The sequence below is a fragment of the Amycolatopsis pretoriensis genome (genome assembly GCF_900107925.1).
GTDB lineage: Bacteria > Actinomycetota > Actinomycetes > Mycobacteriales > Pseudonocardiaceae > Amycolatopsis > Amycolatopsis pretoriensis.
The window spans coordinates 145,390-158,352 of sequence record NZ_FNUJ01000005.1; the positions used below are offsets into that span (position 1 = coordinate 145,390).

Annotated in this window: 12 protein-coding genes and 1 tRNA gene; 10 read left to right on the forward strand and 3 right to left on the reverse strand. The window is 70.7% G+C overall.

The features are described from left to right. Window positions 1–53: 53 nt before the first annotated feature. Entirely contained in the window at window positions 54–1,532 is a 1,479-nt protein-coding gene (locus tag BLV96_RS22360) for a serine/threonine-protein kinase (protein WP_086678189.1), read from the forward strand. Here the strand turns inward: BLV96_RS22360 and BLV96_RS22365 are convergent. Then, window positions 1,517–2,194, reverse strand: coding sequence for an alpha/beta fold hydrolase (locus BLV96_RS22365; protein ID WP_086678190.1), 678 nt, complete (start codon window positions 2,192–2,194; stop codon window positions 1,517–1,519). The two genes, BLV96_RS22360 and BLV96_RS22365, sit on opposite strands and share 16 nt — an antisense overlap. Before the next feature lie 134 nt (window positions 2,195–2,328). On the opposite strand from BLV96_RS22365, the gene BLV96_RS22370 reads away from it, so the two are divergent. The 3 genes from BLV96_RS22370 to BLV96_RS22380 all read left to right on the forward strand — a co-directional run bounded on the left by BLV96_RS22370 (window position 2,329) and on the right by BLV96_RS22380 (window position 4,017). Beyond that, entirely contained in the window at window positions 2,329–2,868 is a 540-nt protein-coding gene (locus tag BLV96_RS22370; protein ID WP_091389458.1) for a DUF2716 domain-containing protein, read from the forward strand. A gap of 33 nt (window positions 2,869–2,901) precedes the next feature. After that, window positions 2,902–3,300: an immunity 7 family protein gene (locus tag BLV96_RS22375; protein ID WP_086676128.1), complete on the forward strand. Its 399-nt coding sequence runs from the start codon at window positions 2,902–2,904 to the stop codon at window positions 3,298–3,300. Between the two features lie 423 nt (window positions 3,301–3,723). Then, complete coding sequence (locus BLV96_RS22380) at window positions 3,724–4,017, forward strand: YiaA/YiaB family inner membrane protein (protein ID WP_086676130.1); 294 nt, start codon at window positions 3,724–3,726, stop codon at window positions 4,015–4,017. A gap of 6 nt (window positions 4,018–4,023) precedes the next feature. Here BLV96_RS22380 and BLV96_RS22385 read toward each other — a convergent pair whose 3' ends face one another. Beyond that, the gene (locus BLV96_RS22385) at window positions 4,024–5,490 is read right to left on the reverse strand and encodes a phosphocholine-specific phospholipase C (protein ID WP_086676132.1); all 1,467 of its coding nucleotides are present in this window, start codon (window positions 5,488–5,490) and stop codon (window positions 4,024–4,026) included. A gap of 201 nt (window positions 5,491–5,691) precedes the next feature. Beyond that, a tRNA-Gly gene (locus tag BLV96_RS22390) sits at window positions 5,692–5,764 on the reverse strand. A gap of 188 nt (window positions 5,765–5,952) precedes the next feature. Here BLV96_RS22390 and BLV96_RS22395 point away from each other — a divergent pair. The 6 genes from BLV96_RS22395 (at window position 5,953) to BLV96_RS22420 (ending at window position 12,905) form a co-directional block, all read left to right on the forward strand. Continuing rightward, window positions 5,953–7,491: a sigma-70 family RNA polymerase sigma factor gene (locus tag BLV96_RS22395; RefSeq protein ID WP_086677813.1), complete on the forward strand. Its 1,539-nt coding sequence runs from the start codon at window positions 5,953–5,955 to the stop codon at window positions 7,489–7,491. Between the two features lie 104 nt (window positions 7,492–7,595). Beyond that, complete coding sequence (locus tag BLV96_RS22400; protein ID WP_086677814.1) at window positions 7,596–8,030, forward strand: DUF983 domain-containing protein; 435 nt, start codon at window positions 7,596–7,598, stop codon at window positions 8,028–8,030. A 39-nt stretch (window positions 8,031–8,069) separates the two neighbouring features. After that, window positions 8,070–8,930, forward strand: coding sequence for an Fpg/Nei family DNA glycosylase (locus BLV96_RS22405; protein ID WP_086677815.1), 861 nt, complete (start codon window positions 8,070–8,072; stop codon window positions 8,928–8,930). A 245-nt stretch (window positions 8,931–9,175) separates the two neighbouring features. After that, a complete protein-coding gene (locus tag BLV96_RS22410) occupies window positions 9,176–10,492 on the forward strand; it encodes a histidine kinase (RefSeq protein WP_086677816.1) in 1,317 nt (438 codons plus the stop codon). A 20-nt stretch (window positions 10,493–10,512) separates the two neighbouring features. Further along, on the forward strand, window positions 10,513–11,358 hold the full coding sequence (locus BLV96_RS22415) for a S49 family peptidase (protein WP_086677817.1): 846 nt from the start codon (window positions 10,513–10,515) through the stop codon (window positions 11,356–11,358). Window positions 11,359–11,516: 158 nt separating this feature from the next. Further along, entirely contained in the window at window positions 11,517–12,905 is a 1,389-nt protein-coding gene (locus BLV96_RS22420) for a glycoside hydrolase family 16 protein (RefSeq protein ID WP_086677818.1), read from the forward strand. Window positions 12,906–12,963: the final 58 nt, after the last annotated feature.

A 12,963-nucleotide genomic window follows, 5' to 3' on the forward strand; every position in this document is an offset into this window, starting at 1 on the left:
CGGGCCCGCCCGGCGCCTCCCCTAGCATCGCCCCCGGACTTCAGGGGGCGACGATGAGAGTGGTCGCGGGGCGGTACGCGATCTCGGCCGAGCTGGGCCGCGGCGGCATGGGCGTCGTCTGGCGCGCCGAAGACACGGTGCTCGGGCGGCCGGTCGCGCTCAAGGAGCTGGCGACGCCGCCGGGCACGAGCCTCGAGCGGGTCATGCGCGAAGCCCGCACCGCCGGGCGGCTCAACGACCCCGGCGTCGTCACGGTGTACGACGTCGTCAGCGAGCAGGGCGCCACTTTCATCGTCATGGAACTGGTCGTCGCGCCGACGCTGGCGGACGTCATCGAGCGTGCGGGGCCACTCGACAACCGCCGCGTCGCCGCGCTCGGCCTGCAGGTGCTCGGCGCGCTGGAGAGCGCGCACGCGGCGGGCATCGTGCACCGGGACGTCAAGCCCAGCAACATCATGGTGCTGCCCGGCGACCGCGTGAAGCTCGCGGACTTCGGCATCGCGCGGGCGCTGGACGACCCGTCGCTGACGCAGACCGGCGGCGTCATGGGCTCGCCCGGGTACATGGCACCCGAGCTGTTCGCCGGGGCCGGGCCGTCGCCGGCGGCGGACCTCTGGTCGCTCGGCGCGACGCTCTTCCACGCCGCCGAAGGCCGCGCGCCCTTCCAGCGCACGACGACGGCTGCGACCCTGCACGCGATCATGTACGAGCAGCCCGTGCTGGAGCGCACCCGCGGCCCGCTCGCCGACGCCGTGCGCGGGTTGCTCACCCAGTCCGCTGCGGACCGGCTGACCGCGCCCGAGCTGCGCCGGCTGCTGGAAGCCGCGCGCGCGGGCGGTGTTTCGGCACCGCCGTCGCGGACCGCGTGGCTCGCCACGCCGTCACCGGCCACAGTGGACGGTCCCCCGAAGGGGAAGCGCCGCCTGCCGCTGGTCCTGACCGGGGTGGCCGTCGCGGTGATCGCGGCGCTCGGCGCGATCTTCCTCCTCAAGCCGGACCGCACCACGCCCGCGCCCGTCGCCGCTCCCGCGTCGACGTCCGCGACGCCGACCCCCACCACTCCGAAGCACAGCACCAAAAAACCCACGCCGTCGCCGAGCACGTCCGCGACTTCTGCCACGCCGTCGTCGTCGACTGCGGACAAGCCGCACCCGGCCGAAGTGCCGCTGATCCGCTACCACCAGTCCGACGGCGGCCACTTCAGCGGGACGAAGAAGGTCTCCCCGCCGGCCGGCTTCACGAAGGAGGGCGTGTTCGGTTCCCTCGTCGAGAAGGCCGAACCGGGCACGCGGAAACTGTTCGCCTGCAAGGTGAAGGACCAGAAGGACTGGTTCACCTCGACCGACCAGAGCGGCAAGTGCGAGGGCCAGCAGGCGCTGGGCCTGCTCGGCCACCTCTACGCGAACCCGCCGTCCTGGGGGACCGCCCGCCCGATCTACCGCTGCAACGCGGGCGCGAGCCACTTCGACTCGCTCGACGCCGGCTGCGAAGGCAAGACCAAGGAACTGCTGCTGGGTTACGTCGTCGTCTGAAGCAGCACGTCGGCGACCAGCTCCGGCCGCGTGACGAACGGGTGGTGCGCGACCGGCAGCTCGACGACGTCGGTCGCGCGCCCGGCTTGCCGCCGCTGGGTCTCCGGCAGCGTCGCGCGGTCCTCGGCGCACACGAGGTAGGTCGACGGGACCTCCCGCCAAGCCGCTTTCGTCACCGCCTGGCCGAAGACGGCTTCGTTCTGGAGCGTGAGCCGGGCGGCGGCACCGGCGTACGTCGGGTCGTCGAAGTCCTGGGCGAACAGCGGCCGCACGAACTCCTCCCGGACGCTCGCGGTGCCGTCGCCGTGGCTGACGTGCCACGGCGCGGGCTCGCTGCCGCCGAAGCCCGCGAGCGCCTCGCCGGCGTCCGGCAGGAACGACGTCACGTAGACGAGCCGGTGGACCGCGGGGTGGTTCCCCGCTTGTGTGATCACCATCCCGCCGTAGGAGTGCCCGACGAGCAGCGCGGGCTCGTCGGAGGCGTCGAGCAGCGCGCGGACGGCCTCGGCGTCGTCGTGGAGATCGCCGAGCGGCTCGCGCTCGCAGCTCGGCAGCACCACCGCTGAACTGCGCAGACCGCGGCCGGCGAGGACGTCCGCCGTCGGCTGCCACCACCAGGCGCCGTCGCGGACGAAGGCGCCGTGGACGAAGAGGACCCGCATGGTGACAATCTGGCAGAACCCACCCGGACGAGTGACACAGTTCGCGGCGAGCGGACGAGGACTGGACAAACCGGAGGGCGAACACGAAGCTTTCGCGTGTTCTTCCGTGCCCGGCCGAATCAGAGGTCGTAACAGTGAATGCTGCCTGGGAACCCGTCTCCCGCGTCGCCGACGAACCCGCCTGGTACTGGGTGTATGACAAGCTGGGGTTCTGGCCGAGCACCTACGCGCACGCCTGGCCGGGCTTCCGCGAGCCGGCGCCGTCGCGGACCTGGGACCTTTCGCCGGGCGACCTCGACCGCGCGTCGGCCGAGTTCCGCCTGGGCCCGTATGCCGTCGAAGAGCACCAGGTCGCGGCCATCGCGCTCGCCGCGTTCCGCGAGGTCTGCGGCCCGGACGGCTGGCTGTGGGCCCTGCACTGGCAGCACCAGTCGTACCGCGTCCGCCCGCACCTGATGACCGAGGGCGCGCGCTGGCCGGTGCCGGTGTTCCCCCGCGCGGACTACCACCTGTTCCTGGCTTCGGACTTCTCGTTCGGCACGCTCGGCCACCCGTGGGAGCGCACGCTCTGCGTGTTCGGCGACAAGCTCGTCGCGGCGTTCGAGAAGCACGGCGAAGGCGTCCTGACGAACGTGCTGCGCCGCGACGGGAAGCCGTCCGCGCTGGCCCGCTGAGCTCGCCGTTGATCTCTTGCTACCGTTCTGCGGGTGTACGAGTATCACGGCTGGGTGACCATCCAGGCGACCGCGAGCGGCGACGACGACGCGGCGCTCCTGGAGCGCCTGGTCGACCGCGTGCACCGCGCGATCCGCGACGCGGGTGACTTCGACCTGGTCGACCTCCGCTGGAGCGCGGGCATGCCGATGCTCCACCTGGCGGGCTTCGACAAGCACGGCGGCCCCGGCCTCGAACTCCTCGACCTCTTCGCCCGGGTCGGCGAACTGGCGGCGGGCTCGTACGGCCTGCTCCACGTCTGGGACGACCAGGACACCGAGCACGACAACGAGTTCCGCGTCTACCGCATGGCCCGGGGCCAGGTCACGGAACGCGAAGACCCGCACCTGACCCCGGTCGCCCCGACGGTCCTGGACGTCTACGAGCTGTAGCCGGCTGCCTTTCGCACTTCAGCCGCGAGCTGTCCACAACCTGTGGCGGTTGTGGACAGCCGGGCCCGCAACGCGTTCCATCCCGGGCTTTGTCGGCAGCCGCCGATACGCTGGAAGCGGGGCCGCCCCCCAGGGAGGGCGGGGGCTGCCTACGCGCGGGGGTTGTCCGCCTTCGCCCTGCCCGCTGCGCCGCCCGAGGCAGCCGCCAGACACCCGCGGCCTGGCCACGGACGCGCGTCGTCCGGAAACTGGTCCGGCGGCACAGTCGCAGCTGCGACGGACCGCCCGGTCGGTGGAAGGCCGGTCCGCCGGGCGGTGCGGAACACGGCCGCGTCCCGCGCTGACCACCTGTGGCCCGATCGCAACCGGGCCTGAGTAGTACTGCTCAAGACACCCGCCCAACCCCGGCGAGACCCTCGTCACATGACGAAATCCGGAACGGCGTCCCCCACCACCACGGCCTTCTACATCCAGGCGGCCATCTCGTTCGGCCTGGCACTGGCAGCGGTCATCGGCGGCATCGCGTACCTGCCGGTCAACGGCTGGATCCGCGGTTTCCTCGCCCTCGGCGCGCTCTACCTGGTCACCTCCACCTTCACGCTCGCCAAGTGCGTCCGCGACAGACAGGAGGAGACCTCGGTGGTCTCCCGCGTCGACCAGGCCCGGCTCGACAAGCTCCTCGCCGAGCACGATCCGTTCAAAACCGCTGCCGTGTAGACAGAACTAGTGGCGCGGCACCCGCGGCCGGCCGCCCGGCTCCTGCTTCGGCGGCTTCTGGTCCGTGCCCGGGAACGTCGGCGCCGGCAGGTTGGCCTGCTCGTAGCGCGACAGCGTCAGCGGGCCCGAGGTGTCCGGGAGCACCGGCGGCTTCGCCTTGTGGTCGTCGAAGCGGAACGCCGACGTCAGGTCCCCGAAGGTGCGGCGGCGCCAGGCCGAGATGTTCGGCTCCGCCACCCCGGTGACCTCCTCCAGGAACCGCAGCGTCGACGTGTGGTCGAAGTTCTCGCTGCACACCCAGCCGCCCGCGGTCCACGGTGAGACGACGATCGCCGGCACGCGGTAGCCCGCGCCGACCGGGAGGCCGTTGCCCGGGGTGCCGCCCGGCGACGTCTTCGTGACGAACTCGCCGGGGGTGCCCGCCGGTGGTGTCGGCGGGACGACGTGGTCGAAGAGACCGTCGTTCTCGTCGTAGTCGAGGATGAAGACCGTCTTGGCCCAGACGTCCGGGTTGGCCGCGATCGCGTCGATCTTCGACGCGACGAACGCGGCACCTTCGGCGGGCGTGTACTGCGGGTGCTCCGACGCCGTCGAGGTGCAGATGATCCAGGAGACCGTCGGCAGCTTGTCGTTGCGCGCGTCGTATTCGAACTGGCCTTCGGGCCGGTGCGTGAGGCCGTTGACCGCGAGCGGCGAGTCCGCGGGCGCGTTCCGGAAGTTCGCGAACTGCTCCAGCATGTTGCAGCCGTAGGTGTCGCTCTGCTCGTACACCTTCCAGCTGACGCCGGCCGCCTGCAGCCGCTCCGCGTACGTCGTCCAGGTGTAGCCGCCGGCGGGGGCGTGGTTGTCGAGGATCGGGCCGCCGTGCGCGCCGTCGGGGTCGATCGTGCCGGTCATCCACATCATCCGGTTCGGCCAGGTCGGGCCGAACACCGAGCAGTGATAGCTGTCGCAGATGGTGAACGCCTCGGCGAGCGCGAACTGGAACGGCAGGTCCGCCCGGGTGTGGTAGCCCATGACGTAGGGACCGTTCTTGCCGTCGGCCTTGCGGTGGGCCGGCAGCCAGTTGTCCATCTTGCCGCCGTTCCAGGCGTCGTGCTGGACCTGCCAGGCGTGCGACGTCGACGGGATCTTCTGCGCGTTGGTCGCGTGGGTGTCCAGGTGGAACGGCAGCGCGTAGCCGGCGGGGTTCTCGGCGTCGGGCTGGTAGAAGACGGACCGGCCGTTCGGCAGCTTCGCCGCGTGCGGGTCGCCGAACCCGCGGACGCCGGACAGCGTGCCGAAGTAGTGGTCGAAGGACCGGTTCTCCTGCATGAGCAGCACGACGTGCTCGATGTCCTTGAGCGAACCGTGCTTGGGCGCGCCCTGGGCGAGCGCGCGCTGGACGTTCGGCGGCATGAGCGTGGCGGCAGCGGCGGTGGCGGCGGCACCGGCGGCCCCGCCGAGGAGACGGCGACGAGTCAGTTCGGTCATGCCCAGCACGATCTTCCCCGAGCATCACCCGAAGAGGTGGCATCTGCGAACGTGGCCGGAACACCAGATGAAAACGATTGCCGAACCGGCACAAACCCGGTGGGGAAGCGACGAAAGTCTTGTGACGGCGCTCACGCGCGAGCGGCCCGAGACAGCGAAAAGCCCCTGCTCGATGTTCTGAGCAGGGGCTTTTCGATCTTGAGCGGATGACGGGATTCGAACCCGCGACCCTCACCTTGGCAAGGTGATGCGCTACCAGCTGCGCTACATCCGCACTGCGTTGCTGTTGAGAAGTACTCTATACCCTCCCGAAACTGCTCCGATGAGCGGGTCCCGAAGTGCCCTGACCCGGTGCTTCGGTGTCACAGCTGGCGTACAAGGGGTGACGACGGCTGAATCCCTCCGTATGGTGTCCCCATTCGACCGAATGGGGAGACCTTCGGGGAGGAGGTGCCGGGCCGGATGACCGAGCTGGGCACGGCGCCGCCACCAGCGGCCTCGGAATCCGACGAGCAGGCACTGCTGCAACGACTTCGAAACGGCGAAGACGCCGCGTTCGGGGAGCTGTTCGAGTTGCACGCCGCCGCCGTCCGGAGACTGGCGCAGAGCCTGGCTTCCGACCGGTCCGAGGCCGAGGACATCACCGCGGAGACGTTCTTCCGCGTCCTGCAGGCCCTTCGCCGGGGCGCCGGCCCCAGGGACTACGTCCGCGCCTACCTCCTGACCGTCGCCCGCCGCGTCTCCTGGGAGTGGCACGGCGCCCGCCGCGACGTCCCGGTGTCCGACGACGAACTGACCTTCCGCGCCGGCGCGGGTGCCGACACGCACGCCCGCACGGCCGAGCACACGCTGATCACGACGGCGTTCACCAGCCTGCCCGAGCGCTGGCGGACCGTCCTCTGGCAGACCGAGGTCGAGGGCGAGCAGCCCGCCATGGTCGCCACCCACTTCGGGCTGAGCGCGAACGCCACCGCGGCGCTGGCCCGGCGCGCTCGTCAGGGTCTCCGTGCCGCGTACTTGCAGGCACACCTTTCGGTCAACCGCGGGCCGGACTCGTGCCGCGCGGTCGTCGAGAAGCTCGGCGGGTTCACCGCGGGCAGCGTGACCGGCGCCGAGGCCGAGCGGATCAAGGCGCACCTGCACGGCTGCCCGTCGTGCCGCGCGACCCAGGACGAGCTGCGCGACGTCTGTTCGTCGCTGCGCGCGCACGCCGGGGTGCTGGTGCTGCTGGTGCCGGCGGCCGGTGCCGCCGCGAGCGGCAGCGGCGTGCTGGCCGGGCTCGGCACGACGATCAAGGGCGTGCTGGTCGGCTCCAAGGTCAAGATCGGGCTCGCGCTGGCGTCGACCGCGGCCGTCGGTGCCGTCGGCGTCGCGGCCGGTCCGGTGCTGTTCGGGTCGGCGCCGGTGCAGGACATCGGGCTGACCGGCGGTGCGCCCGAGCTCGTCGTGGTGCCGCCCGCCGAGTCGCACCAGCAGCCGCCCCCGCAGCCGCAGCAGGACCCCCGGATCGGCATCGGGGTGCTCAACGGCCGCGGCACCGGGGTCAACGTCCCGGCGCGGCAGCGCGCCGGTGGCAAGCAGGTCGCGGCGAACGAGGTGCCGACCGTGCCGGGCGACGTCCCGGCCGGCGAGGCGAGCGGCGGCGACGGCCTCACCCCGCGCGACGACATCACGTCGTCGACCTTCAGCACGCCCGGCCACTCCTCGACGTCGCCGCGGCTCGACGCGACGACGAGCCCGCTCATGACCGTCACGACCGAGTCGACCGACACCGGCGTGCCGGAGGACGCGGAGGCACCCGAGCTGTCGCCGACCGCCCGTCCCGGCGCGTCGACGACCCCGTCCGGGGAGCCGAAGCCGAAGGACGATGAGACCGCGACCACCGAGCCGTCGACGACGGTGACGCCGACTTCCGGAAAACCCTGCCCGAGCAGCGCGTCCGCTGTCACTGGTTCGAGCGAACCGGCGCAGCCGACGTCGACCGCCGCTGAACAGCAGTGATCAACTTCGCCGGGTGGGATGTCCGGTTCATCCCTCGCGCGGGCGAGCCCGGGCACGGTAACGTTGTCCGTGCTCACCCTGCGGGCGCCCCGGGAGGCAACTGAATGAACCGGCTGGTACGCGGCGAAGACGGCCGCGACTGGGTGGTCCGTGCCCAGATGGAATGGCGCGCACCGGCGACGGCCGACGACTTCGAGCACGACGTCGCGGGCAGCTACGGCCCCGGCATCGCGATGATCGTGGTGACCGCGCTGCTGGCCGTGATCCTGGTCGTGTGGACGCCGAACGAGGTCAACATCCCCGCGTGGGTGCTGCTGGCCCTGCTGCTGGTGGTGCTGTTCTTCCCGTTGCGCTGGATCTTGCGCCGGCCGTGGACGGTCGTCGCGGAGACCGACGGCGACCGCGACCGGCCGTCCGAACGCTGGGTCGGCACGATCCGCGGCATGTTCACCGTGCAGGGCGAGGTCAAGAAGATTTCCAAGACGATCCAGCGGCACTCGCTGCCCGACTTCGACGGGCCGCTGCACCCGGTCGAATAGCGAGTACCGGAATTCGGCCGAAGGGGTGAAACTGGGAGCATGCCCGAACTGCCCGAGGTCGAAGCGCTGGCGCACCACCTGCGTGAGAACGCGGTCGGCCAGACGATCTTCCGCATCGATGTCGCATCGCTGAGCGTCCTGAAGACGGCGACCCCGCCGTGGACCGAGATGCACGGCCGCGAGATCACCGGCGCGACCCGGCACGGCAAGCATCTCGACGTCGTCGCGGGCGATCTGCACCTGGTCGTCCACCTGGCCCGCGCGGGCTGGTTGCGCTGGTCCGACGGCCTGGCCGCGGCGCCGCTCAAGCCGGGCAAGGGCCCGATCTCGCTGCGCGTGCACCTCGAGTCCGCCACCGGTCCCGGCTTCGACCTCACGGAGGCGGGCACGAAGAAGGGCCTGGCGGTGTGGATCGTGAAGGACCCGCAGGAGATCGCGAGCGTCGCGCGCCTGGGCCCGGACGCGCTCTCGCTGGACGCGGCCCAGCTGCGCGAGCTGTTCGCCGGCAAGAACACGCGGCTGAAGTGGGCGCTGACCGACCAGTCGCTGATCGCCGGCATCGGCAACGCGTACTCCGACGAGATCATGCACCGCGCGAAGCTCTCCCCGTACGCGACGATCGGCAAGCTCGACGACGGCGCGCTGGAGACCCTCGCGGAGGCGATCGTCGAAATCGAGTCGGACGCCGTCCAGCGCTCGGTGGGCCAGAAGGCCGCGCGCCTGAAGGGCGAGAAGCGCTCGGGCCTGCGCGTCCACGCGCGCACCGGACTGCCGTGCCCGGTCTGCGGCGACACGATCCGCGAGATCTCGTTCGCGGACAAGTCCTTCCAGTACTGCCCGACCTGCCAGACGGGCGGCAAGCCGCTGGCCGACCGCCGGATGTCGCGGCTGCTGAAGTAAAGATTCGCCCGTTCGGCCGCACGTACTGCGCCGCGCGTCGCTGCCTCCAGATCGTGACGTGGCGAAACTGCGTTCTTCCTGGCCATTCGCTGGAAGGAGTGGAACAGCGGGCGCTCTCCGCATGTTGCGGACAGTGACCGTGCCGGGCCGGTTCCGACTCTCGGTAGGGTTCGCTCCACCCTCGGTCATCACAGTTGGACAGAAAGTGGGAACAGGCCTTGCACCCGGTTGGTCGAGCGCAGAGCATGGACGCCGTGTCCGGGTTTCCGCTTGCGCAGATCGTTCCGTGGGGTCTGGCGGTGCTGCTCGGCATCGCGGTGATCGTGCTGCTCGTGAAACAGCGCAAACCGGCCAGCGTGGTGGAAGACGCCATGCTGCAGGCCGTGCACCGGATGTCGAAGGCCGCCCCGAACCTCCGTTCCGGGCTGGACGAGGACGCCGCCGACAAGATCACCACCCAGCTGCTGCAGATGCTCGACTGCGTCGCCGTCGGCATCACCGACAGCGAGGGCACGCTGCTGTCGTGGGACGGCGAGGCGAACGAGCACTACGTCGACCTCGTCGACGCGATCGGCGCGGCCATCCGCAAGCACCGCCGCGAGGTCGTCGCGCACGACCGGATGCCGTGCAACCACCGCGGCACCTGCCGGATGAAGACCGCCGTCATCGTGCCGCTGCTGGTGGAGGGCGAGACCGAGGCGGCGCTGATCGTCGTCGGCCGCACGCGCGGGCGCCTGGTGCAGATGGCCGACGCCGTCGCCCAGTTCGTCTGCACCCAGTTCGAGCTCGCGCGGCTCGACGAGTCCAAGCACCAGCTCCAGCAGGCCGAGATCAAGGCGCTGCGCGCGCAGATCTCGCCGCACTTCGTCTACAACGCGCTCAACACGATCTCCGCGCTGATCCGCACGGACCCCGAAGAGGCGCGAGAGCTGCTTCAGGACTTCGCCGACTTCACGCGCTACTCGTTCCGGACGTCGGGCATGTTCACGTCGCTGGCCGAGGAACTGCGCAACATCGACCGCTACCTGACCATCGAGAACGCCCGCTTCGGCGGCCGGCTCGAGGTGCGGATGAAGATCGCGCCCGAGGTGCTCAGCGTCGTCGTGCCGTTCCTGATCATCCAGCCGCTGGTGGAGAACGCGGTCAAGCACGGGCTGGCCAGCAAGCCCAGCGGCGGCTGCGTCACGGTGATCGCGCAGGACCACGGCACCGAGGCGCTGATCAGCGTCGAGGACGACGGCATCGGCATGGACCCGCGGCGGCTGCGGGACGTCAAGAACGCGCACAGCACCGGCGCGCACGTCGGGCTCGGCAACATCAGCCAGCGCATGCAGCAGGTCTTCGGCACCGACTACGCGGTGATGGTCGAGACCGCGCCGGGCGCCGGCATGAAGGTGACGCTGCGGGTGCCGAAGTTCGTCCCGGGCGTCCGCCCGAACATGCCGGATTACAGCGCCGACGCGGAAGCCGACGTCCCGGCCCAGGGCGGCCCGGCCCAGCTGAACGGCGCCGAGGTCAACGGCGTCAACGGCACGCGCTCCGGCATCCTCCCCATGAGCTGAATCCCGCTAGCCTGGGCGGTATGAGCGTTACGGACAAGCTGGCTTCGCGGATCCCGGTCCTCGCCGACCGGGTCGAGCGCAAGGACGTCGTGGCCGTGGTGAAGCTGCACGGCGTGATCACGCCGTCGCCATCGCCACTGGGCCGGGGCGCGATCAACCTGGCCGCCGTGGAGTCGGCCCTGACCAGGGCATTCGGCCACGACCGGCTGAAGGCGGTCGCGCTGCTGATCAACTCCCCGGGCGGCGCGCCGACGCAGTCCGGCCTGGTCGCGGAGCGGATCCGTCAGCTGGCCGACGAGAAGGGCGTCCCGGTACTGGCGTTCTGCGAGGACGTCGCGGCATCGGGCGGGTATTGGCTGGCCTGCGCGGCCGACGAGATCTACGCGCACCGCACCTCGATGGTCGGTTCGATCGGCGTGATCAGCGGCGGCTTCGGCTTCACGGGGTTGCTGGAGCGCTTCGGCATCGAGCGCCGCCTGCACACCGCGGGCGCGAACAAGTCGCGCCTCGACCCGTTCTCGCCGGAGAAGCCGGAGGACGTGGAGTGGCTGAAGAAGATGCACGCCCAGCTCCACGAGCTGTTCGTGAGCTGGGTCAAGGAACGCCGAGGCGAGCGTCTGGCCGACACGGAGGACCTGTTCACGGGTGACGTCTGGCTCGGCGCGAAGGCGCTGGAGCTCGGGCTGATCGACGGCGTGGGCAGCCTCCGCCAGATCGTCACGGACCGCTTCCCGGACGCGGAGATTTCGGTGGCGGAGCCGAAGAAGGCCCTGCTGGCGAGGCTCGGCATCGGCGCCCCGGCGGCGGCGTCGGCGGTGCTGGAAGCGGTGACGCAGAAGGCGGCCTGGTCCCGCTTCGGCCTCTGAACCCCAGTGTCCGGTTTGAGCACTTCCGGGCAGACTTTGTGACCTGGATCACCCAACCCCCGTAACGCCCCTGGAGTCGCGAAGGGGTATCAGGTCTCCTTGTCGACGGGCTTTGTTGTGAACGGCAACAAATCCGGTCGACAAGGAGGTCGTACCCGATGCCCCACTCCCGAAGACTCGCCCTCGGTGCCGTCGTCGGCGCCGCGCTCATCACCGTGCCCCTCACCCTGAACGCCGAAGCGTCGATCCCGCCGCCCGAGTCCGGCTGGACCACCGTCTTCGCCGACGACTTCACCGGCGGCGCGAACACGCTGCCCGCCGGCTCGAACTGGATCATCGACACCGGGCACGCCTACCCCGGCGGCCCCGGCAACTGGGGCACCGGCGAGATCCAGAACTACACGTCGAGCACCAGCAACCTGTCGCAGGACGGTGCCGGCAACCTCCGCATCACGCCGTTGCGCGACGGCTCCGGCAACTGGACCTCGGCGCGGATCGAAACCCAGCGCACCGACTTCAAGCCGCCCGCCGGCGGTGTCATGCGGATCGAAAGCCGGATCCAGATGCCGAACGTCACCGGCGCCGCCGCGCTCGGGTACTGGCCCGCGTTCTGGGCCCTCGGCGGTCCCTACCGCGGCAACTGGTGGAACTGGCCCGCCATCGGCGAGTTCGACATCATGGAGAACGTCAACGGGATCAACTCCGTCTGGGGGGTCCTGCACTGCGGCGTCAACCCCGGCGGCCCGTGCAACGAGACGACCGGCCTGCCCGCCAACCGCGCGTGCCCGGGCAGCAGCTGCCAGTCGGCCTTCCACACCTACCGCTTCGAATGGGACGCGAGCACCAGCCCGCAGGTGTTCCGCTGGTTCGTCGACGGCCAGCAGTTCCACTCGGTGAGCCAGAACCAGGTCGATGCCACGACCTGGGCGAACATGACGACCCACCAGGGTTACTTCGTGCTGCTGAACGTGGCCATCGGCGGCGCGTTCCCCAACAACAACTCCGGCACCACCACGCCGGGACCGGGGATCGTGCCCGGACGCCCGATGGTCGTCGACTACGTCACCGTCACCACCCGCGGCGGCGGCGGTGGTGGCACGACGACACCACCGACGACCACGACGCCCGGTGGCGGCACCAGCGCGTACAACACCATCCAAGCCGAGTCGTACGGCCAGCAGTCCGGTTCGATCACCGAGACCACCACGGACACCGGCGGCGGCCAGAACCTCGGCGCGCTGGCCAACGGCGACTGGGCGCAGTACCCGAACGTCGACTTCGGGAGCAGCGCGGCGACGAACTTCCAGGCCCGCGTCGCGTCCGGGGCGGCGTCCGGCGTCAGCGGGCTCATCGAGGTGCGGCTCGACAGCCGGTCCAACGCCCCGATCGGCAGCTTCGCCGTCGGCAACACGGGTGGCTGGCAGAGCTGGCGGACCGTCCCGGCGAACATCAGCGCGGTCACCGGCGTGCACAACGTCTACCTGACGTTCACGAGCGGCCAGCCCGCCGACTTCGTGAACCTCAACTGGTTCAAGTTCGTGCATTGAGGCAAGGGACCCGCGGCCCCGGTCGCGGGTCTCCCCACTTCAGGCAGACGGGGGCTGG